We start from the raw sequence: 20,860 nt of genomic DNA on the forward strand, positions 1-20,860 counted from the left end.
AAAATTGTTTGGCAAGGTTTGAAAAATCCTTTTCAAACCGGAAGTAAATTTTTCCCGCGGAAAAGACAGCGGGAATCCGGCTGCAGTAAGGCAGCCGGAACTTCCCGCCTGCGGCGAAAGGATGGTCGTAAATATGAAAGGCTGGACGCAGAAAGCAGCAGGATTCGGTTCCATTGTTCTAGTGATGATCGCCGTATTGTGCGTAGCGAACCGGATTCCCCAGGTGGTTACCCAGAACACCGCGCTGGCTGCGGCCGGATTTATTATGCCCGGCGGCGCTGCCGAAGCGTTTGAGTCCGATTTTCTGGAAGAAGAGGAAGAGGACGGCGGAACCGGTTCTCAGGCATTTTCTTCCGTGCCGCAGGAGATGAGCAGCATGCCTGCTTCCTCCGTACCGGAGAGCAGTTCCCAGGTATCTTCTCAAGCGTCCTCCGAAACATCCTCCACACCTGCATCTTCCGTGCCGTCTTCTTCTTTAGGCGCGAAGATACAAGAAATCAGCATTGCAAACTCCGGAGTTCAGTACCAGAACATCTGGGTCCGCAATTCTAATAAAAATCACGGAATCGATATTGCGTCGGAACTGGCGAAGGCACCCGCAGTGAAAATCAAGAAGAATTCCACGCCGCAGGTGCTGATTTACCATACCCACACCACCGAGGCATTTTTGGGGGACACGCGCAGCCAGGACCTTTCCCGCTCGGTTGTAGCGGTTGGGGATCAGATTGAGGCACAGCTGAAGGCGGCGGGGATTAATGTGGTGCACGACAAAACGGTGCACGATTATCCGACTTACAACGGTTCGTACGACCGTTCCAAAGTTACTATGCAGAAGAATCTGAAACAATATCCTGGCATTCAGGTGACGCTGGATATTCACCGCGATGCCATGGCGGCTTCGAATGGAACGCGCATTAAGCCGACGGCGGTCATCAATGGCAAAAAGGCTGCTCAGGTGATGATTATTTCCGGCTGCGACGATGACGGTACATATGGATTCCCCAACTGGGAGTACAATCTGCGGCTGGCAGTGCGTCTGCAGCAGTCGGTTGCCACCATGTATCCGGGCCTGGCAAGGCCGCTGAACTTTTGCCCGCGTAAATACAACGAAAACCTGACCAAGGGTTCCCTTTTGGTGGAAATCGGCACGGAGGTCAATACGCTGGATGAGGCGAAATACACGGGGGAACTGTTCGGAAAGGCACTGGTCGACACCTTGAATAAACTGACCTGACGGAAAAACCGCTGATTTACAGCCCATGAGCCGGGGCATACTAGAATTATAAAGATTACCGGCTCTGGGGGAAGTGAATTCAAGCGATGAAAAAGTATGACCGGAATGAAAAGCGAATTTTCTTCACGTCCCTGTTCAGCACACTCTGTGTTTTTCTCCTGATTGCTGGGATTCTGGAGGTGGATGCAAATTCCCGCAGAATCGGGTTTGGGGACGACCAGACACTTTACCGCCAAATTACGGGACAAACTTGGCAGGAAACTTGCAATGACATAAAAATATGGTATAATCATTTTATATTATTGATAATAGAGAATGATCCGGAGGAATTGCAATGAGGAAACAAGTGAAAGTATGGCTGTGCTGTCTTACCTTCGTATTTGCAGTTTCGTTTTATACGGTTTTGGCATACGCTTCTTCCACCTCTTCTGCACAGGATTTGACCGGGACCGGGGGCAATGTGAACGGACTAACCGCGTCGGAGGTTCAGAGAATTCTGGATGAGCAGTCCAAAGCAGCCATGGCGGCCTCCTCAAAAGCATCGTCCGCACCGAGTTCCAGAATTGCATCGTCCAGCCGAAGGGCTTCTTCCTTCAGCAGCAGTGGAAACGGCGATTCCTCCTCGGTTTCCTCCGGGGATACTTCCGGCGGCGTTTCCAGCGGACTTGCCTCCGACCCGGCGGAAAGCAACTGGGGATCCTCCAATGAAATCAGCCTGCCAAGCGTGGGCAGTGTGGAGGAAGAAAATCCGCTGAGTTCCGTGATCGTGAATCCGCAGCAGAATCAGCAGATGAGCCTGATCGGAATTATTTCCTGGATTTGCATTCTTTTGGGTGTAGTAGTTGTGCTGGCTGTAGTTTTCAGCAACCGCAGGCCGCCGCGGGGCGGCTCCGGACGCAAGCGGTACCGCCGGCAGAACCGCTCGAACAAGAAACATCTTCTGAACGATAAATATTACCGCCATATGCGGTATTGAAAAAGGCGGTGCGAAATGAACTGGATTCATTTTGCACCGCTCTTTTTGGCAGTACGCCGAATCATCGCGCGGCAGCTCCTTTTTTAATGAGGTGATTTTGTGGAAGAACGGAAACGTTCCTTCGATAAGGTAGTGCAGGCTTATGACCGAAGGCGCCCCCGCTATGTGCCGGAGCTGTTCGATGCTATTTCTCAATTTGCCCGGCTTACACCTGACAGCCGCCTGTTGGAAGTCGGCTGTGGAACCGGACAGGCAACGGAGCCGTTTTTAAATCGGGGCTGTTCGGTTACAGCGGTGGAACTGGGGAAGAATATGGCGGCGTATGTGAAAGAAAAGTTCCGAAACTTTCCCAATTTCCACGTATTCAACCAACCGTTTGAAGAGTTTGAGGGGGAGGAAGGCGAATACGACTTGTTGTATTCGGCGACGGCGTTCCACTGGATTGCGCCCGAAACCGGGTATCCGAAGGCGCTCCGGCTTTTAAAGCCGGGCGGAACGCTGGCCCTGTTCTGGACCCGGCCAACCCTTGCCCCAAACCAGCCGCTGACCCGGGAGATAAACGCGCTGTACGCGGGAAAATACGCGCGGTATTTTCCGCCGGACGAAGCGAAAAAGCCGGAAAGCCGCGGCCGGCTGTTTGAAAAAATTCAGCGCGAAATCGAGTGCTTCGGTTTTACAGAACTGTCGTTTCAGCTGTTCCACGGGACCAGGGTGATGACGGGCCGGGAGTATGCGGAACTGCTGGACACTTATTCCGATCACCGGACGCTGGAGGAACCGGTGAAACGGGAGTTTTACCATGCGGTTCAGTCGGCGATTGAGTCCCACGGAGACCGGCTGGAACTTTTGGACACCATGGATTTGTATCTGGCGCGAAAGCCTTGAACCCTCTGTTTTTTGCGAAAGCGGTATGGTATAATAGTCCAATCAGCAGGGCTGATTGGACTTTCGGAAATTGCTGTTCGGCACGCGGTGCCTCCGCGCCAAAGGCGCCGCAATTTCTGCAGCCTGGGACTTCTGCGGTCAGGGAATGATTGGACTATGGAGGCTCCTTTTCAACTACGGGTGAATTATTTTGCCTGTTTTCTCATTTGCTGTTTATTTTAACAAGATAAGGATTAGGTGATCAATTTGTCGGTATCACGCGATAAACTGCGCAATTTCAGCATTATTGCGCACATTGACCACGGAAAAAGCACGCTGGCGGACCGGATTCTGGAGCAGACCCAGGCGGTTGCGCTGCGCGATATGGAAAATCAGATTCTGGACGATATGGATTTGGAACGCGAGCGCGGCATTACCATTAAGGCGCACGCGGTTACGTTGGTGTACCACGCGAAGGACGGAAACGATTATGTGTTCAACCTGATTGACACGCCCGGCCACGTGGACTTTAACTACGAGGTTTCCCGCTCGCTCGCCGCGTGTGAGGGTGCAGTGCTGGTTGTGGACGCAACGCAGGGCATTGAGGCGCAGACGCTGGCCAACACGTACCTTGCCGTGGACGCGGGGCTGGAAATTGTTCCGGTTATTAATAAAATTGATCTGCCCAGTGCGCAGCCGGACAAGGTTCGCGCGGAAATCGAGGACGTCATCGGGATTCCGGCGGATGAAGCACCGTGTATTTCGGCAAAAATGGGCATTAATATCGACCAGGTGATGGAGCAGATCGTGAAAAACGTACCGCCGCCGGAAGGTGACGAAAACGCTCCGCTGAAGGCGCTGATTTTCGATTCCTATTATGATATGTATAAGGGTGTCATTATCCATGTCCGTCTGCGCGACGGGCAGGTTCACCCGGGTGACGTAATCCGGATGATGGCGACGGGCGCGGAGTTTACCGTGGTAGAGTGCGGCTATGGCCGCGCAACCCGGTTGGAGCCAAGCGACGGCCTGAGCGCCGGGGAGGTCGGCTATATTGCGGCTTCCATCAAGACGGTTCGTGACGCGCGCGTGGGCGACACGGTCACGCTGGCGGAAAATCCGGCCAAGGAGCCCCTGCCCGGCTACCGCTCTGTGCAGCCAATGGTGTTCTGCGGTATTTACCCCGCGGACGGGGCGAATTATCCCGACCTGCGCGACGCTCTGGAAAAGCTGCAGCTGAACGACGCTGCGCTATCCTATGAGCCGGAAACTTCGGTTGCGCTGGGCTTCGGCTTCCGCTGCGGCTTTTTGGGGCTGCTGCATATGGAGGTGATTCAGGAACGCCTGGAACGGGAGTACAACCTGGACCTGGTCACCACCGCGCCAAGCGTTATTTACCGAATTACTAAAACCACCGGGGAAGTCCTGATGATTGATAACCCCTCCAACTACCCCGATCCGTCGCAGATTGCACAGGCGGAGGAACCGATGGCGAGCGCACACATCTATTCGCCAAGCGAATACGTCGGCAATATCATGGAGCTTTGTCAGGATCGCCGCGGCGTATTCCGTGATATGAAATACATTGATACCGACCGCGTAGACATCCATTACGAACTTCCGCTGAACGAAATCATCTATGACTTTTTCGATGCACTGAAGTCCCGCACGCGCGGCTACGCCTCGTTTGACTACGAACTGAGTGGATACCAGAAGAGCCGTTTGGTGAAGCTGGACATTATGCTCAACGGCGATGTGGTGGACGCGCTCTCGTTTATTATTCACGAGGACAAGGCCTATTCACGCGCGCGCAAGATGGCGGAGAAGCTGGCAGAAAAGATTCCGCGCCAGCTGTTCGAGGTGCCGATTCAGGCGTGCATTGGCGGACGCATTATTGCCCGCGAAACGGTGAAAGCGCTGCGCAAGGACGTTTTGGCCAAGTGTTATGGCGGCGACATTACGCGAAAGAAGAAGCTGCTCGAAAAGCAGAAGGAAGGCAAGAAGCGCATGCGCCAGCTTGGCACTGTAGAAGTGCCGCAGGAGGCGTTTATGAGCGTGCTGAAGCTGGACGAGTAACTTTCGGAAAAGTCACTCGTCCATGAACAGAGAACAATGAACCGTGAACAAGTTGCAGCCGCGCGCTTACGCACGCGGCTGTGAAATTTAGTCCCTGAGGTTTTTCTATGAGTCGAATGTGTACAACAAACGGTTTGCTTTTTCACTGTTCACGGATTCGGGGGGTTCTATGGAAAAAGAAAAAAAGATAGGCCTTTACATTCATGTTCCGTTCTGCGACGGAAAATGCCCGTACTGCGATTTTTACTCCATGCGTGGAACCGAAGAACGTATGGAACAATATACAAATAGTATAATTTCCTCCATATTATCCTATGGAAAGCAGCTGAATCGTAGGGCGGACACCCTTTATTTCGGCGGCGGTACGCCCAGCCTGTTGGGTGCGGCGCGAATCCGTTCCATTGTGCGGACCGCACAGGAGTGCTTTGGGCTGGAAGATGCCGAAATTACGCTGGAGGCCAATCCAGCGGCGGATTTGAGCGAATTTTTCAGGGCGGTTCACGATGCCGGAGTGAACCGCCTTTCCATTGGTATGCAGTCTGCGGTGGAGGAGGAATTGCACCTGCTGGGGCGCAGGCACACTGCGCGGCAGGCGGAACAGGCGGTGCGGGACGCGCAGAAAGCGGGCTTCACCAATATTTCGCTTGATTTGATGATTGCCACACCGAACCAGACGATGGAAAGCCTGAAGCGTTCCATTCAATTTTGTGCGGACACCGGGGTTCAGCATATTTCTGCATATTTGCTGAAAATTGAACCGCATACCGCCTACGCAAAACAGCGGGAACAACTCGCCTTGCCCGACGACGATACCGCCGGGGAACTGTACCTTTGCGCATGCGAAGAATTGGAACGGCTTGGATTTTTACAGTATGAAATTTCTAATTTTGCGGTGCCGGGGTTTGAAAGCAGACACAACCTAAAATATTGGCACTGCGAAGAATACCTTGGAATCGGTCCGGCCGCGCATTCGTTCCTGAATGGGAACCGGTTTTATTACGAACGCAGCCTGCTCGACTTTCTAAACGGAGGAAAACCGAAAACGGACGGGGAAGGCGGCGGCTTTGAAGAATACGCCATGCTGGCTCTGCGTCTTTCGGAAGGGCTGACCGAGCGCGGCTGCCGGGAACGGTTTGGTTCCGGAATTCCCGTATCCATGCGGAAAACCGCGAAAAAATATGAGCGCGCCGGACTGACCGCCCCAACCCCGGACGGGTTCCGCCTGACCAGGAACGGCTTTTTGGTGTCCAACACCCTGATTGCGGAGTTGCTGTTTGGGAACTGACTCTTGACGCAAAACTTCTATACTTTTTATTCTTTCGCCCTTTATAAAGTAGATGATGGCTACGGATTTTTAAAATTATAGAAACAAAATTTGGCGAACAGCGGACGGTTCTAAAACGCAAAAACGAACGTGCCGCGCTTCGCATAATCGCTTTTCAATCACATACCATAAAACACGGAGCGCCAAATATGACATATATGGCGCGCTTTTATTGCGATTTCACAATTAGTTTACAAATATTATATTGACATTAGCGCTTGGGAATGGTAAATTAGTATCAAGAGTTAGCACTCACATATAAAGAGTGCTAAAGCTGAAACGAGGTGAGAAGATTGCAGCTAAGCACAAGAAAGCAGAAAATATTGGCGGCTGTGATTGACCTCTATGTTTCTACAGGGGAACCGGTGGGTTCCAAGGCAATCTGCGATATTCTTGATTTTTCCGTTTCTTCCGCGACGGTGCGAAATGAACTGAGCGAACTTTCCGAAATGGGGCTGCTCGACCAGCCACACACTTCGGCGGGACGCGTGCCGTCCCACAAAGGCTATCGCCTTTATATCGACACGCTGATGAAACGCCGGCCGCTTTCCAGCGAGGAACAGAGGTATATCGACAGTCTGCTGCTTCCGAGCGCCTATGACCCGCAAAAGCTGCTGGATGGGGTCGCGCGGGCGCTTGCCGGGATGACCCGGTTTGCTGCGGTTTCCATTACGCCAAGCAGCGGTGAGGCCGAAATTCGCGCCATTCAGTTTGTGCAGACCAGCCGGCGCACCGCGATGGTGATTTTAATGACCTCCGCGGGAACCATGAAAAGCCGTGTGTTTCACTGTGACTTTGATTTAACCCCGGATATTCTCCGTGTGTTTTACCGCGTGCTGAACGAAAGGCTGGTGGGACTTCCTGTTTCCACGGTTACCCCGGCGTACATTCAGTCTTTGGCCGTGTCCCTTGGGGACATGTCCATGCTGATGAGTTCCCCGCTGATGGCGCTGCTGGATGTGGCGCAGGATGCCATGCAGGCCGAGGTGCTGACGGACGGTGAAATGAATCTTCTGTTTTACCGTGAGTTCAGTCAGGATGAGCTTCGCCGCATTATGGATTTTCTTTCCCGCCCGCAGGAGCTTTCGCGGATGCTGATGAAACCGGCAAACAACGTCCGGGTGCTGATTGGGGAAGAAACCGACCAACCAGAGCTGAGCGGTTCCAGCGTGGTGGTTTCCCGTTATGCCGTAGGCGGAAAAGACGCCGGTGCGCTGGCCATCATTGGGCCGACGCGTATGAATTACAGCAGAATCATTTCCAATATAGAATACCTTTCCAACTCCGTGGGAAGAATGCTGACGGAGCTTATGGATTCGGAATAAAGGAGGCTGTTTATCTTGAGCGATCAGGAAAACAAGCAGAGAAACGAACAGACCAACGAGCCGACTAACGAGCAGGAAAACGAAACAACCAACGAACAGAAGAACGAAACACAGCAGCCGGAAACGGATGAAGCGGCTCAGAACCAGGACGCCGCCCCGCAGGAAGCGCCGGAACCGGATGACGCACAGACGCTTCTGGCAAAGGCCCAGGAGGAATTAAAGCAGCAGAAAGACCGCTTTTTGCGCACGGCTGCGGAATATGACAATTACCGCAAGCGTACCGAGCGCGAGAAATCCATGCTGTACCTGGATGCAACCGCCGCAACGGTAGCGGAGTTCCTTCCGGTGGCGGATAATCTAGAGCGCGCGCTTGCTCAGCCTGACTGTTCCGTCGAAGACTTGCGAAAGGGCGTGGAAATGGTTCTTACCCAGATGCAAAATGCGCTGAAAAAACTCGGTGTGGCGGAAATGGGGGCGGAAGGCGAACCCTTTAATCCCGACCTGCACAATGCGGTTTCCCACATAGAGGATGAGAACGTTGGGGAAAACACCATTACGCAGGTGTTCCAAAAAGGATATAAAATTGAGGACAGGGTCATTCGGCACGCAATGGTGCAGGTGGCAAACTAACTCAGAAGCTGAATCTTAAAATTCGTAGCGATTGTAATGTAAATGAATTTTGCTGGAGGTAATCATTATGTCAAAGACAATAGGCATTGACTTAGGCACTACCAATTCTTGTGTGGCTGTTATTGAAGGCGGCGAACCGGTCGTTATTCCTAATGCGGAAGGTGCGAGAACCACCCCATCTGTTGTGGCTTTTTCCAAAACCGGCGAGCGCATGGTCGGCCAGGTTGCAAAGCGCCAGGCAATTACGAACCCGGAGCGCACAGTCATTTCCATTAAGAGAGAGATGGGCTCCAATTACAAGGTAAAGATTGACGATAAGAACTATACTCCTCAAGAGATTTCTGCTATGATTCTGCAGAAGCTGAAGACCGACGCGGAAGCATACCTTGGCGAACCGGTAACTTCCGCCGTTATTACGGTTCCGGCTTACTTCACCGACGCACAGCGCCAGGCAACTAAGGATGCTGGTAAGATTGCCGGACTGGACGTCAAGCGTATCATCAACGAACCGACGGCAGCGGCCCTTTCCTACGGTATCGACAAGGGTGAAGAGCAGAAAATTATGGTGTACGACCTTGGCGGCGGCACCTTCGATGTGTCCATCATTGAAATGGGCGACGGAGTGCAGGAAGTGCTTGCCACAGCGGGCAACAACCGCTTGGGCGGCGATGACTTCGACAAGCGTATTATGGACTGGATGATTTCCTCCTTTAAGCAGGAAACCGGCATTGACCTGAGCGGCGATAAAATGGCCATGCAGCGCTTGAAGGAAGCTGCTGAAAAAGCGAAGATTGAGCTTTCCGGCATGACTTCCAGCGCAATCAACCTGCCGTTCATTACGGCGGACGCGACCGGACCGAAGCATCTTGACCTGACCCTCACCCGGGCGAAGTTCAACGAACTGACTGCCGACCTGGTGGAAATGACCATGGGCCCGGTTCGTCAGGCACTTTCCGACTCCGGCCTGAAGATTGATGAAATCAACAAGGTGCTGCTGGTTGGCGGCTCCTCCAGAATTCCGGCGGTTCAGGAAGCCGTGAAAAAGTTTACTGGGAAAGAACCGTTCAAGGGTATTAACCCGGATGAATGTGTTGCCATCGGTGCTGCGCTGCAGGCCGGCGTGCTCGGCGGCGAAGTGGAAGGGCTGCTGCTGCTCGACGTTACTCCGCTTTCCCTCGGTGTGGAAACCATGGGCGGCGTAATGACCAAGATTATTGAGCGCAACACCACCATTCCGACCAAGAAGAGCCAGATTTTCTCTACGGCGGCGGACGGCCAGACCCAGGTTGAGGTTAACGTTCTGCAGGGCGAACGCGAATTTGCACGCGACAACAAGCAGCTCGGTTTGTTCCGTTTGGACGGCATTGCCCCGGCACCGCGCGGCATTCCCCAGATTGAGGTTACGTTTGATATTGATGCCAACGGCATTGTTAACGTGTCTGCAAAAGACCTTGGCACGGGCAAGGAACAGAAGATTACCATTACCTCCAGCTCTAACATGAGCAAGGAAGATATTGATAAGGCCGTGAAGGACGCGGAGCGTTATGCCGCAGAGGATAAGAAGCGCCGTGAGGAAGTTGAAAAGAAGAACGAAGCAGAAAACCTTTGCTATGCGGTGGAAAAGCTGATTAATGAAAACGGCGACAAGATTTCGGAATCCGAAAAGACGGACCTGAACGCGAAGGTTGCCTCCCTGAAGGAAGCAATTTCCGCAAACAACATCAGCGATGTAACCGCAAAAACTGAGGAACTCCAGAAGGCAATGTACGCGGTCAGCGAGAAGCTGTATCAGGCGGCCGCACCGCAGGGCGCCGCTCCTCAGCAGGGACCGGCAGCGGGACCGGCTCAAGACGCGAACGGCAACCCGGTGTACAACGCGGAATATAAAGAAGTGGACGACGATAAGAAATAATCCTTATCGGTGAATAAGGGCATGGGGACGGAATCCGGATACGGCGATTGCTTTATTTGCCCATCGCTGTTATAATGGATTCCGTTCCCGGCCCGTTCTTCATTATGGGTATGGATCGTTCATTGTTATTAGGAGTGATTTGGTTTGGCTGATAAAAGGGATTATTACGAGGTCATGGGTGTGCCGAGAAACGCCACCGACGATGAAATAAAAAAGGCGTACCGGAAGCTGGCCAAAAAGTATCACCCCGACCTGAACCCGGGGGATAAGGAAGCCGAAGCGAAGTTTAAAGAAATCAACGAGGCCTATGAGGTGCTTTCCGATAAGGACAAGAAAGCGCGTTATGACCAGTTCGGTCATGCCGGTGTTGACCCGAACTTCGGCGGCGGGGCCGGGGGTAGTCCATTTACAGGCGATATTGACCTCGGTGATATTTTCAATAGCTTTTTCGGCGGCTTTGGCGGCGGCCGGACAGTCAATCCGAACGCTCCGCGCCGCGGCGGTGACACCGAAACGACAGTTAACATCAGTTTTGAGGAAGCGGCAAAAGGCTGCAGCAAGACGATTTCCTTTGACCGGATTGACGATTGTTCGGATTGCGGCGGCAGCGGCGCGCAGCGCGGAACCTCCGCCAAAACGTGCCCGCAGTGCGGCGGCACCGGCCAGGTGCGCATCAGTCAGCGGACACCGTTCGGCGTGGTGCAGACCGCGCGGACCTGTAACCGCTGCGGCGGCTCCGGCCGTGTCATCGACACCCCCTGCCATACATGCGGGGGATCCGGCAAGGTGCGCAAGAAAAAGACGATTGAAATCAACATACCGGCAGGCATTGACAACGACCAGGTTCTGAACGTTGGCGGACAGGGCAATGCCGGTACCAACGGTGGCCCCAGCGGCGATTTGCACGTTTATATCAACGTTCGGCCGCACCCGATTTTTGAACGCCGCGGCGTTGACGTGTGGTGCGAAATGCCGATTACGTTCAGCCAGGCGGCGCTTGGCGCAGAGGTTGTGGTGCCTACGATTGACGGCAAGGTCAGCTATGCAATCCACGAGGGTACGCAGCCGGGCGATGTGTTCAAGCTGAAGGGCAAAGGAATCCCGCGCCTGAGCGGGCGCGGCCGCGGTGACCAATATGTGCGCATTACCATTGAAGTGCCGAAGAATTTGACCGACCGACAGAAGGAAATTCTGAAGGAGTTCGACAGCGCAACCGGGGAGAAAAACTACCAGAAGCGCAAGGGCTTTTTTGACAAGCTGAAAAACATGTTTGGTGAGTAAACCGTATCGGTTTCGAAAAATAGAATAAGGGCTGCTGCAAACGGGATTCGTCAGCACAGCCCAAACGGAACGAGATCCCTGCTAAGTGGAAACATCCATTTTGCAGGGGTCTCTTTTTCTTTGTTAGCCTGCAAAGGGAAAAAAATCACCTTCTTTTTCTCTATGTTGAAAGCATATTCAATATAGGAGGAACAAGATGGGCATTCACAAAGGAATGGATATTTCCCGTTATCAGGGGACGGTTGATTTTGAGAAGGTGAAAAAATCCGGCATTGAATTCGTGATGATCCGCGCCGGATACGGATGGGAAAACCGGAACGTGCAGACCGACCCGAATTTCCGCCGCAATTACACCGGCGCGGTAAAAGCCGGCCTTCCATGCGGAGCGTATCATTATAGTTACGCGAAAACTCCGCACGACGCGGAACTGGAAGCGGATTTTTTCCTGAGCATCGTCAAAGGGTGCAAGTTTGCCTACCCGGTGGCGTTTGACCTGGAGGACACGTCACAGGCAAATTTGGGCCGGAAAACCCTGACGGAAATTGCGGCTGCCTTTTGCGGTAAGGTCGAGCGCGCCGGTTATTATGTGTGCCTGTACACGAACCCGGACTGGCTGAAAAATCGACTGGATCGAAAGCAGCTGAACCGGTTCGACCTTTGGTTGGCGCACTATGCGCAGAAACCCGGCGTGGACGGAATCGGCATGTGGCAGTATTCCAGCACGGGCAGGGTGAACGGCGTCAGCGGAAGAGTAGACCTGGACATTGCCTACCGGGATTATCCGGCCATCATGGCCTCTAAGGGGCTGAACGGATTTCCCCGGAAAGGCAGTTCCAAAACGTGAACCGGAAACTTTGGAGCCCGGGAAAGGAGGTTCTATGAACGAAGTGGAGAATGAGCGCCAAAAGCGCCTGGACGAACGGTTTCAGCGTGACCGCAGGGACATTGAAAAGCTGGAGCTGCGGCAGGAGGAAGAAGAGGAGCGCAGCCGCAGGCTGGCGGAGCTCAATATTAAAATGGGCGAAATCCTGAAAAATCATGAGGAAAAACTCACCAGCCACGACCGCCGCATCGGTGCGCTGGAAAGCGTGGCCGGTTCCCGGTGGAACCAGCTGGTGAATTACCTGTTGGCGGGGGTGACCGGTGCAGTGACCGCTACCGCGATGAAGCTGATTTTGGGGACCTGAACCTCGATGGTTGGGCTGAGGCAAACTGGGTAACACCAATGCATGAAGCGAAAGGACGGTTGATTTTATGGATTACTTCGGGCTGATTTTTCTGGCGATTATTCTGGAAGGAATCATTACCTATGTAAAGGAATTCTTTGTGAAGGGCCATATTAAGTGGGAAATGGTGATTTCCATTGTCATCGGCGTGCTGACCACCTGTGCTTATGGGGTGGATGTGATGGCTATGGCCGGTCTAAAAACTAACATCCCATTCCTGGGTTGCATCCTTACGGGAATTCTGGTCAGCCGGGGCAGCAACTATGTGTTTGATCTGATTAAAGCAGTCGGTGCAGCCAAAGAGAAAGCGGCATAAAAACAAGCCGTCGGAACATTTCCGACGGCTTATTTTTATGTGAGAGGTGCTGGAGGAATGAAAGACTTAGTCATCCCTGCCGCAGCACTTCTTGTATTTTTTACCGCTTCCGCAGGGGCACGGGTCGTTGCGGCCCGGCTTCTTGCCCTTGTGGACTGTCCGAGGAGTGTCGGTTCCGTCCGCACTGGTGGCGGTCGGGGTGGCAACCTGCTCACGCTTTGGCTCTTCCTGTGTGCGGATTTGTACGGTGAGCATCATACGCGCGGTGTTTTCGCGGATGGTGGCAATCATTTGATCAAACATGTCGAAGCCTTCCAGACGGTATTCCACAACCGGGTCATGCTGACCGTAGGCGCGCAGGTTGATGCCGCGTTTGAGCTCTTCCATAGCGTCGATGTGATCCATCCATTCAGTGTCCACGTTTTTCAGCAGAACCACGCGCTCCAGTTCGCGCATGATTTCTTCGCCGAACATCTTCTCACGCGCTTCATAGAGTGCGGTCGCCTTTTCGACCAGCTCATTCTTTACAAATTCCGGTTCCAGTCGTTCCAGCTCGTCGGCAGAATAAACCAAATCATCCTGTGTAATCAGCCATCCCATGTAGTGGTCGCGCAGGCCGTTCATGTTCCAGTCGTCATGCAGGGTGTTTTCCGGCAGATACTGCTTAACCTGGGCGTCTACCGCCTGTTCAATCATTTTCAGAATCTGCTCTTTGATATTTTCTCCGTTCAGAACCTGGTCGCGCTGGCTGTAAATGATTTCACGCTGGCGGTTCATGACGTCGTCGTACTGCAGAACGTTTTTACGGATGCCGAAGTTGCGGCCTTCAATCTTGCGCTGGGCGCTTTCAATGGTGTTGGTCAGCATCTTGTTTTCAATCGGCGTGTTCTCATCCACGTTGAGGCGTTCCATCAGCGCATTGATGCGGTCGCCGCCGAACAGGCGCATTAGGTCGTCTTCCAAGGAGATGTAGAAGCGGCTCATGCCTGGGTCGCCCTGACGGCCGGCACGGCCGCGCAGCTGATTGTCGATTCGGCGGGATTCATGGCGTTCGGTGCCAATGATGTAAAGTCCGCCGGCCGCTTTGACTTCTTCCGCTTCCTCTTTAATCTGTTCCCGATATTTTTGGTCTAGTTCCGCAAAAACCTTGCGGGCGTTTAAAATTTCCTCATCCGTTGTTTCAGAATAGGCGGTTGCCTCGCTGATCAGTTCTTCAGAGAACTGCATGCGGCGCATTTCCGTTTTCGCCATGTATTCGCTGTTGCCGCCCAGCATGATGTCGGTACCACGGCCGGCCATGTTCGTCGCAATGGTGACCGCACCTTTACGGCCCGCCTGTGCGATGATTTCCGCTTCCTTTTCGTGATACTTGGCGTTCAGAACCTCGTGCTTGATGCCGCGGCGGCGCAGCAGGGCGCTGAGTTCCTCGGATTTTTCAATGGAAATGGTGCCCACCAGAACCGGCTGGCCCTTTTCGTGGTGTTCCAGAATATCGTCGATTACAGCATTGAATTTTGCTTTTTCGGTTTTATAGACCACATCCGGCAAATCCTTGCGGATCATCGGCTTGTTGGTCGGAATCTCGATGATGTCGAGCTTATAGATTTCGTTGAATTCGGCCTCTTCCGTTTTTGCGGTACCGGTCATACCGGAAAGCTTGGAGTAGAGGCGGAAGTAGTTCTGGAAGGTAATGGTGGCGAGCGTTTTGCTTTCGTGCGCGACCTTTACGCCTTCCTTGGCTTCGATAGCCTGATGCAGGCCTTCGTTGTAACGGCGGCCGTACATCAGACGGCCGGTAAACTCATCCACAATGATGACTTCGCCGTCCTTGACCACATAGTCAATATCGTTGCGCATGACACCATTTGCCTTGATGGCCTGGTTGATGTGGTGCTGGATGGTCAGGTTATCCGCGTCCATCAGGTTTTCCAGGTGGAAGTATTCCTCCGCCTTTTTTACGCCTGACGGGGTCAGTGTGGCTGTTTTCGCCTTTTCATCTACGATATAGTCGGCGTCCTTGTACAGTTCGTCGTTGTCTTCCTTTTCGTTCAGTTCAGCAACGCGGACCATGCGGAGCGACTTTGCAAAATGGTCGGCAATGGTGTAAAGCTCGGTGGATTTGTCACCCTGCCCGGAAATAATGAGCGGGGTTCGAGCTTCATCGATGAGGATGGAGTCCACTTCGTCCACGATGGCATAATTGTGGCCACGCTGCACCTTGTCCTCTTTATAGATCACCATGTTGTCGCGCAGGTAGTCAAAGCCGAACTCGTTGTTGGTGCCGTAGGTAATATCGGCCGCATAGGCCTTTTTGCGGTCCTCATTTTCCAGGTCATGTACAATCAGACCGACGTTCAGACCCAGAAAACGGAAGATTTTACCCATCCATTCGGAGTCGCGGCGGGCAAGGTAATCATTGACGGTAACCACATGCACGCCGTTGCCGGAAAGCGCGTTCAAATAAGCAGGCAGCGTAGCAACCAGCGTTTTACCTTCACCGGTTTTCATTTCGGCGATGCGCCCCTGATGGAGCACGATGCCGCCGATGACCTGAACCGGGAAATGACGCATGCCCAGCACACGGGCGGATGCCTCGCGGCAGACTGCGAACGCTTCGGGAAGGATGTCGTCCAATGTTGCCCCGTCGGCAAGGCGTTCCTTCAGCGCGGGGGTCTGAGCTTTCAGCTCTTCGTCGCTCATGCTTTTATACTGATCTTCCAGTGCAAGCACCGCGTCGCAGATGGGCTGAATGCGTTTCAGCTCCCGTTTACTGTAGTTGCCGAAAAACGCGGAGAGTATATTTTTAGCCATGAAAGTCACCTCAGAATTTCAATCTTATTCATTTTCAAGTTTTCGGCAGCGACAGAGGAATCCGGCGGTTGCCGAACGTTTTCATACGGAATCCGGTATGAAAAGGTTTATTTCTTTTAGGAATTTAGTATTACAATCAATACAAATTATATCATAGCAAGACTTAAAAAAAAAGAAATATTTCATGAACAATGCGCTTTTCTAAAAAAGAAGGGCGGCGGATTGTCCTCCGCCGCCCAATGATGAGATATTACGAAGATTAACGACCTGCGGCCGCGATGGAGCCGAGCGCCGCCATGATGCTGGCACTAAAGATGATGCTGAGAACAATGCCGATTGCCATCATAATCAACATAGCACGCGCATAGTTTTTACGGTTTGTGTTGGAGTTGCCGCTGAAGCCCCACACGAACATCATGATCAGACCGACCAACGGGATTGCACCGACAATCATCATGACAATGTACTCGCCGATGCTGAGCGGGCGGTCATTCGCCATTGGCTGGGGATACTGGACCTGGTTGGGGGTTTGATTGTTTTCCATGTTCTTTTCCTCATTAAGGATAATTTAAGGTTGTTACACATTATACTATATTTTTCCATTTTCGACAATATAAAAAATTAAATATTCTTCCATAAAATATTATTATTATACTGTTTACTATACTGTGGAGGTGGGAAACCGGAATTCACGAACATTCCTGCCACCGATTGCGTACTTTTCCGGGTGCTGCGAAACGCTTTTTAAGCATGGTTCCGGTATTTACGAAGGAAACACGGATTCCGGGTAAAATCCGGTGGAAGCAGCATGGAAATTTCTGCATCTTTATGGGGAATTTCCGGACTTGTTAATTTTTTAATTATGTTTTTCAGACCTATTGCGAAGAATGTCAAAATGCACTATAATAAACCGAGTATGTTTGGTTGGTGGAAAAGCCAAAGGACATTGAAACCGAAAGGAGTACCGATATGAACTATTCCGCTGAAGTGGAAAAAATGTGTACTGTAACCAAGGGACCAAAGCACGGCCCCGCACCGATCCCGGAAGAGGGAAAATGGGTAAAAGCCTATGACATCAAAGACATTTCCGGCCTGACACATGGCGTAGGCTGGTGTGCACCCCAGCAGGGCGCATGCAAGCTGACCCTGAATGTAAAAGAAGGCATTGTGCAGGAAGCACTGGTAGAAACCATCGGCTGCTCCGGCATGACCCATTCAGCTGCTATGGCTGCTGAAATTCTGCCGGGCAAAACCCTTCTGGAATGCCTGAATACCGACCTGGTGTGCGACGCCATCAACGTTGCGATGCGCGAACTGTTTAAGCAGATCGTTTACGGCCGCAGCCAGACCGCGTTTTCCGAAGACGGCCTGCCGATCGGTGCAGGACTGGAAGACCTGGGTAAGGGCCTGCGTTCCCAGGTTGGCACCATGTACAGCACCGCTGCAAAAGGCGTTCGTTACATGGAAATGGCAGAAGGCTATGTACTTAAGATTGCTCTGGACGAGAACAACGAAGTCATCGGCTATCAGTTTGTAAAGCTGGGCAAAATGCTCGAAGACATTCGTCACGGCATGAGCCCGGACGAAGCGTATAAAAAGAATATCGGTCAGTATGGCCGGTTCGACAACGCGGCGAAGTACATCGACCCGCGTGAAGAATAATCAAGACCATAAAAGGAGGACTACACTCAATGGCTAACGATGTAATGTTTGAAGGAAAAGAAAGAAGAATGGCCAAAATCGAGAAGTGTCTTGCCGAGTATGGCCTTGGCAGTCTCGAAGAAGCGCGCGACCTTTGCCTTTCCAAGGGAATTGATGTGGACAAAATCGTGAAGGGTGTACAGCCCATCGCGTTTGAAAACGCTTCCTGGGCTTATACGGTCGGCTGCGCAATCGGCCTGAAAACCGGTGTGAAATCCGCTGCTGAAGCGGCTGAAAAAATCGGTATCGGTCTGGAATCATTCTGCATTCCCGGTTCCGTTGCGGAACAGAGAAAAGTTGGCCTCGGCCACGGCAACCTCGGTGCGATGTTGCTGCGTGATGAGACCAAGTGCTTTGCGTTCCTCGCAGGCCACGAATCCTTTGCTGCTGCGGAAGGTGCAATTGGTATTGCCCGTACGGCAAACCGCGCCCGCAAAGAGCCGCTCCGCATTATCCTGAACGGCCTTGGCAAGGACGCTGCTTATATTATCTCCCGTGTAAACGGCTTTACTTATGTACAGACTGAATTCGATTTCTTCAACGACGAGCTGAAGATTGTGGGCGAGAAGAAATTCTCCGACGGCGAACGTGCAGCGGTTAAGTGCTACGGCGCGAACGACGTGCGCGAAGGCGTTGCAATCATGCAGCACGAAAGCGTTGACGTGTCCATTACGGGCAACTCCACCAACCCGGTTCGTTTCCAGCATCTTGTTGCCGGAACCTACAAGAAATGGGCCAACGAAAACGGCAAGAAGTATTTCTCCGTTGCAAGCGGCGGCGGCACCGGCCGTACCCTGCATCCGGATAACATGGGCGCAGGCCCGGCTTCTTACGGCCTGACGGACTCCCTGGGCCGCGTACATGGCGACGCACAGTTTGCCGGCTCCTCTTCCGTTCCTGCTCACGTGGAAATGATGGGCCTCATCGGCATGGGCAACAACCCGATGGTTGGCGCCACCGTTGCCTGCGCGGTTGCGGTTTACGAAGCCTGCAAATAAGTTTTCGCAATAACCCTTTCGGCAAAGCTGCCCCGATTTTCCGGGCAGCTTTGTTTTTTTGTTTGGGTTGATTCGGCAGCATCTATGCGGGCAAAATGGATTTTGAAACTGGAAGAACACGATTTAGGCGGTGTGCCTGTATTCCTACGGGTTATTGTCGATTCGAATGTACTTCATAAAGAAAAAACAGGGGCTGCCATTTGGCAGCCCCTGAATTGTGTTTGGGGTAATGATTAAGCTTTGCCTGCGCAGCCGAGGACGGTGTTGATCTTGTGTGCGACCATTTCCTTAATGGCAGTACGGGCAGGAGCGAGGTACTGGCGGGGATCGAAGTGGCTCGGATTTTCCGCCAGATACTTACGGATGGAAGCGGTCATGGCAAGACGCAGGTCGGAGTCAACGTTAATCTTGCAGACGGCCATCTTTGCGGCTTCGCGGAGCATTTCTTCCGGAATGCCAATGGCGTCAGGCATCTGGCCGCCGTATTTGTTAATCAGTTCGACGAACTCCGGAATAACGGAGGAAGCGCCGTGCAGAACAATCGGGAAGCCCGGCAGACGGTCGGAAACTTCTTTCAGAATATCGAAACGGAGCTGCGGCTTCTGGCCGGGTTTGAACTTGTATGCGCCGTGGCTGGTGCCGATGGCGATTGCCAGGGAGTCCACGCCGGTACGGGTGACAAAGTCCTGAACCTGAGCCGGGTCGGTGTAGTTAGCCTTGTCGGCTTCGACGGAAACTTCGTCTTCCACGCCGGCAAGCTGGCCGAGTTCTGCTTCTACGGTTACATTATATTTGTGAGCATATTGTACAACCTTGCGGGCCTCTTCCACGTTTTCCTCGTAAGGCTTGGAAGAACCGTCGAACATAACGGAGGTGAAGCCGCCGTCGATGCAGTCCTTGCAGAGCTCATAGGATGCGCCGTGGTCAAGGTGCAGGGCGATTGGAATGTCGGGGTGTTCAATAACAGCCGCTTCCACCAGTTTAGTGAGGAATGTGTGGTTGGCGTATTTACGCGCACCGGCTGAAACCTGAAGAATAACAGGAGCCTTCAGCTCGTCGCAGGCCTCTGTAATTCCCTGAACAATTTCCATGTTGTTCACGTTAAAAGCGCCGATTGCATAGCCGCCAGCATATGCTTTTTTAAACATTTCAGTGGTATTTACTAATGGCATGATGGTGTCCCCTTCCTGTCTTTTCTATTTCTGGCTTCATTATAACTCATTTTCCGAAGAATGAAAAGAGATTTCCCCAAATTATGATAAATAATTAACGAATTTCTCACAGAAGAGATCTTCTCTGAGAAGCGGTCTTCTCTGGGAAGCCGCCGGAGAGGGAAGGTTCGGGTTATGAGGCTGCTTCATCCTCCGCAAACAGCTGCGGATTCATTCGGCTGTAGTGAAAAATGTACTGCTGTGCAATTCCGGCGTACGGCCCGAAGAAGTCCGGTGTGCGGCCGGGGAACAGAACGCGCATGGCGCGCTTCATCCACACATCCATGGGGAACGCGTCCAGCCGGTGCAGACCGTACAGCAGCGCGCAGTCCGCTACCTTGGGTCCCACTCCCACAATAGTCATCAGCTTTGCTCTAGCTTCGTCCAACGGAAGGCGGCGCACCTGTTCCAGGTCGATTTCCCCGCTTGCCACCTTTTTTGCCGCATCAATCAGGTAGCGGGCGCGAAAGCCGCAGCGCACCGGTGCCAGATCCGCTTCCGTCAGCTCGGCGAGCGTTTCGGGCGTGGGGAACGCATGCCCGCCCTGCTCCAGCGTCTCGCCGAATTCCCCGCACAGCCGGGCGACAAGGCCCCGGATGCGGGGAATATTGTTGTTCTGGGAAAGGATAAATGAACAGAGCGCTTCCCATGGTTCCTGATTTAAAATACGCATACCGGGTGCGTATTCAGCTGCGCGCGCCAGAACCGGATCTTTTTTCGCAAGTTCCGCGCGGATATTCGTATAATTTAAATCAAAATCAAAATAATGATTCCAGAAAGGGTCTTTGATTATGTCTGGTAAATTTTCCTCGGAGACCCGAAGCGTCCTTCCGGAAGCAATCCCCGTGTAAGAACCGTCCGGCTGGTGGTCCCAGCGGAAGCACTGGCCGCATTCCAGTGTTTGGGCCAAATCGATGTAATCCATGGCATCCTCATATCTTTGCAGCGGCTGGACCGGATGGATCGGCCGTTCCC

The 20,860-nt window shown here is 52.7% G+C and carries 19 protein-coding genes; 15 read left to right on the forward strand and 4 right to left on the reverse strand.

The genetic code is table 11. The features are described from left to right. Positions 1 to 133: 133 nt before the first annotated feature. The 13 genes from spoIIP (at position 134) to ACSVDI_RS02355 (ending at position 13,164) form a co-directional block, all read left to right on the forward strand. Positions 134 to 1,234 (forward strand): stage II sporulation protein P, encoded by a 1,101-nt coding sequence (gene spoIIP / locus ACSVDI_RS02295; RefSeq protein WP_457944398.1) that lies wholly within the window; start codon positions 134 to 136, stop codon positions 1,232 to 1,234. An 86-nt stretch (positions 1,235 to 1,320) separates the two neighbouring features. Further along, positions 1,321 to 1,572: a hypothetical protein gene (locus ACSVDI_RS02300; RefSeq protein ID WP_457944400.1), complete on the forward strand. Its 252-nt coding sequence runs from the start codon at positions 1,321 to 1,323 to the stop codon at positions 1,570 to 1,572. Beyond that, positions 1,569 to 2,210, forward strand: a complete 642-nt coding sequence (locus tag ACSVDI_RS02305) for a hypothetical protein (RefSeq protein WP_457944401.1) — start codon at positions 1,569 to 1,571, stop codon at positions 2,208 to 2,210. The genes ACSVDI_RS02300 and ACSVDI_RS02305 overlap by 4 nt, the downstream gene beginning before the upstream one ends. Before the next feature lie 99 nt (positions 2,211 to 2,309). Then, on the forward strand, positions 2,310 to 3,095 hold the full coding sequence (locus ACSVDI_RS02310; RefSeq protein ID WP_457944403.1) for a class I SAM-dependent methyltransferase: 786 nt from the start codon (positions 2,310 to 2,312) through the stop codon (positions 3,093 to 3,095). 246 nt (positions 3,096 to 3,341) lie between these two features. Further along, positions 3,342 to 5,150 carry a translation elongation factor 4 gene (gene lepA, locus ACSVDI_RS02315; protein WP_457944405.1) on the forward strand — a complete coding sequence of 603 codons (1,809 nt, stop codon included), beginning with the start codon at positions 3,342 to 3,344 and terminating at the stop codon, positions 5,148 to 5,150. A 169-nt stretch (positions 5,151 to 5,319) separates the two neighbouring features. Beyond that, complete coding sequence (hemW, locus tag ACSVDI_RS02320) at positions 5,320 to 6,435, forward strand: radical SAM family heme chaperone HemW (RefSeq protein WP_457944406.1); 1,116 nt, start codon at positions 5,320 to 5,322, stop codon at positions 6,433 to 6,435. 323 nt (positions 6,436 to 6,758) lie between these two features. Beyond that, complete coding sequence (hrcA, locus tag ACSVDI_RS02325) at positions 6,759 to 7,799, forward strand: heat-inducible transcriptional repressor HrcA (protein WP_457944407.1); 1,041 nt, start codon at positions 6,759 to 6,761, stop codon at positions 7,797 to 7,799. 15 nt (positions 7,800 to 7,814) lie between these two features. Next, positions 7,815 to 8,429: a nucleotide exchange factor GrpE gene (grpE, locus tag ACSVDI_RS02330; RefSeq protein ID WP_457944409.1), complete on the forward strand. Its 615-nt coding sequence runs from the start codon at positions 7,815 to 7,817 to the stop codon at positions 8,427 to 8,429. Positions 8,430 to 8,496: 67 nt separating this feature from the next. Further along, positions 8,497 to 10,341, forward strand: a complete 1,845-nt coding sequence (dnaK, locus tag ACSVDI_RS02335) for a molecular chaperone DnaK (RefSeq protein WP_457944410.1) — start codon at positions 8,497 to 8,499, stop codon at positions 10,339 to 10,341. Between the two features lie 144 nt (positions 10,342 to 10,485). After that, a complete protein-coding gene (gene dnaJ / locus ACSVDI_RS02340; protein ID WP_457944411.1) occupies positions 10,486 to 11,622 on the forward strand; it encodes a molecular chaperone DnaJ in 1,137 nt (378 codons plus the stop codon). Positions 11,623 to 11,818: 196 nt separating this feature from the next. Continuing rightward, complete coding sequence (locus tag ACSVDI_RS02345) at positions 11,819 to 12,466, forward strand: glycoside hydrolase family 25 protein (protein WP_457944413.1); 648 nt, start codon at positions 11,819 to 11,821, stop codon at positions 12,464 to 12,466. A gap of 34 nt (positions 12,467 to 12,500) precedes the next feature. Beyond that, a complete protein-coding gene (locus tag ACSVDI_RS02350) occupies positions 12,501 to 12,809 on the forward strand; it encodes a hypothetical protein (RefSeq protein ID WP_457944415.1) in 309 nt (102 codons plus the stop codon). A gap of 67 nt (positions 12,810 to 12,876) precedes the next feature. Then, positions 12,877 to 13,164, forward strand: coding sequence for a hypothetical protein (locus ACSVDI_RS02355; RefSeq protein ID WP_457944416.1), 288 nt, complete (start codon positions 12,877 to 12,879; stop codon positions 13,162 to 13,164). A gap of 66 nt (positions 13,165 to 13,230) precedes the next feature. Here the strand turns inward: ACSVDI_RS02355 and secA are convergent, their stop codons facing one another. Continuing rightward, positions 13,231 to 15,975, reverse strand: a complete 2,745-nt coding sequence (gene secA / locus ACSVDI_RS02360) for a preprotein translocase subunit SecA (RefSeq protein ID WP_457944417.1) — start codon at positions 15,973 to 15,975, stop codon at positions 13,231 to 13,233. 259 nt (positions 15,976 to 16,234) lie between these two features. Continuing rightward, the gene (locus ACSVDI_RS02365) at positions 16,235 to 16,519 is read right to left on the reverse strand and encodes a hypothetical protein (protein WP_457944418.1); all 285 of its coding nucleotides are present in this window, start codon (positions 16,517 to 16,519) and stop codon (positions 16,235 to 16,237) included. Between the two features lie 425 nt (positions 16,520 to 16,944). Between ACSVDI_RS02365 and ACSVDI_RS02370 the strand changes: the two genes are divergently transcribed. Both ACSVDI_RS02370 and ACSVDI_RS02375 read left to right on the forward strand, forming a co-directional pair. Then, positions 16,945 to 17,637 carry an iron-sulfur cluster assembly scaffold protein gene (locus ACSVDI_RS02370; protein WP_457944419.1) on the forward strand — a complete coding sequence of 231 codons (693 nt, stop codon included), beginning with the start codon at positions 16,945 to 16,947 and terminating at the stop codon, positions 17,635 to 17,637. Positions 17,638 to 17,666: 29 nt separating this feature from the next. Beyond that, positions 17,667 to 18,674, forward strand: a complete 1,008-nt coding sequence (locus ACSVDI_RS02375) for a GGGtGRT protein (RefSeq protein WP_457944421.1) — start codon at positions 17,667 to 17,669, stop codon at positions 18,672 to 18,674. 233 nt (positions 18,675 to 18,907) lie between these two features. Here the strand turns inward: ACSVDI_RS02375 and fba are convergent, their stop codons facing one another. Next, entirely contained in the window at positions 18,908 to 19,846 is a 939-nt protein-coding gene (gene fba / locus ACSVDI_RS02380; protein ID WP_457944423.1) for a class II fructose-1,6-bisphosphate aldolase, read from the reverse strand. Positions 19,847 to 20,018: 172 nt separating this feature from the next. Further along, on the reverse strand, positions 20,019 to 20,810 hold the full coding sequence (locus ACSVDI_RS02385) for a DNA-3-methyladenine glycosylase family protein (RefSeq protein ID WP_457944424.1): 792 nt from the start codon (positions 20,808 to 20,810) through the stop codon (positions 20,019 to 20,021). Positions 20,811 to 20,860 lie beyond the last annotated feature (50 nt).

Source organism: Caproiciproducens sp. LBM24188, assembly GCF_054130445.1.

Excerpts from the sequence above, each read along its gene's own strand:
- spoIIP (WP_457944398.1), top strand. The coding sequence starts at position 134 with ATGAAAGGCTGGACGCAGAAAGCAGCAGGATTCGGTTCCATTGTTCTA.
- ACSVDI_RS02300 (WP_457944400.1), top strand. The coding sequence starts at position 1,321 with ATGAAAAAGTATGACCGGAATGAAAAGCGAATTTTCTTCACGTCCCTG.
- ACSVDI_RS02305 (WP_457944401.1), top strand. The coding sequence starts at position 1,569 with ATGAGGAAACAAGTGAAAGTATGGCTGTGCTGTCTTACCTTCGTATTT.
- hemW (WP_457944406.1), top strand. The coding sequence starts at position 5,320 with ATGGAAAAAGAAAAAAAGATAGGCCTTTACATTCATGTTCCGTTCTGC.
- dnaK (WP_457944410.1), top strand. The coding sequence starts at position 8,497 with ATGTCAAAGACAATAGGCATTGACTTAGGCACTACCAATTCTTGTGTG.
- ACSVDI_RS02345 (WP_457944413.1), top strand. The coding sequence starts at position 11,819 with ATGGGCATTCACAAAGGAATGGATATTTCCCGTTATCAGGGGACGGTT.
- ACSVDI_RS02350 (WP_457944415.1), top strand. The coding sequence starts at position 12,501 with ATGAACGAAGTGGAGAATGAGCGCCAAAAGCGCCTGGACGAACGGTTT.
- ACSVDI_RS02355 (WP_457944416.1), top strand. The coding sequence starts at position 12,877 with ATGGATTACTTCGGGCTGATTTTTCTGGCGATTATTCTGGAAGGAATC.
- secA (WP_457944417.1), bottom strand. The coding sequence starts at position 15,975 with ATGGCTAAAAATATACTCTCCGCGTTTTTCGGCAACTACAGTAAACGG.
- ACSVDI_RS02365 (WP_457944418.1), bottom strand. The coding sequence starts at position 16,519 with ATGGAAAACAATCAAACCCCCAACCAGGTCCAGTATCCCCAGCCAATG.
- ACSVDI_RS02370 (WP_457944419.1), top strand. The coding sequence starts at position 16,945 with ATGAACTATTCCGCTGAAGTGGAAAAAATGTGTACTGTAACCAAGGGA.
- ACSVDI_RS02375 (WP_457944421.1), top strand. The coding sequence starts at position 17,667 with ATGGCTAACGATGTAATGTTTGAAGGAAAAGAAAGAAGAATGGCCAAA.
- fba (WP_457944423.1), bottom strand. The coding sequence starts at position 19,846 with ATGCCATTAGTAAATACCACTGAAATGTTTAAAAAAGCATATGCTGGC.
- ACSVDI_RS02385 (WP_457944424.1), bottom strand. The coding sequence starts at position 20,810 with ATGGATTACATCGATTTGGCCCAAACACTGGAATGCGGCCAGTGCTTC.